At 57.8% G+C, this 405-nt stretch carries 1 protein-coding gene; it reads right to left on the minus strand.

Annotated elements, in window-relative coordinates:
- Positions 1-122: 122 nt before the first annotated feature.
- Positions 123-405, minus strand: a 283-nt coding sequence (locus Q3W56_RS20720) for a hypothetical protein (protein WP_302896707.1), incomplete at its 5' end; no start/stop codon positions are given.

The raw sequence follows: 405 nt of genomic DNA on the forward strand, positions 1-405 counted from the left end.
GCATTACCTACGCCTTCGCCACTGCTACGAGAATGCCGCGTTCACAGGCAGCTCACGCTCTTCGGTGACAGATCCGACGCGGGGCACGGAAATCCAAATTTCACGGTAAACCGAGGTCCACATTATAGACTGTCGCGAGAATGCCTAAAGTCAGAGGAGACCATTTGCTTGCCGGCCCGCTCTTCCCGGTCCTCCGAGAGGAGAGAGAAGCGGTCCCAGAATTTCTCGCCAGAAACATTCTTAGCCCACTCAGGAACGAGGTCCTCTGCGGCCGAAAGGGTCAAGAGTGAGGCACCATACAGACGACACGCCCGTCGAATATGCTCATCCCGCTTGCGAACACTCTCTCCGTCGTTCGCATCCTCCCGAAAGAGTCGCTGCGCCGCCGTCAGCTCAATCCGAGCC

Source organism: Bacillus sp. C28GYM-DRY-1, from assembly GCF_030519405.1.
Taxonomy (GTDB): Bacteria; Bacillota; Bacilli; order Bacillales; family Bacillaceae; genus Bacillus; species Bacillus spizizenii_A.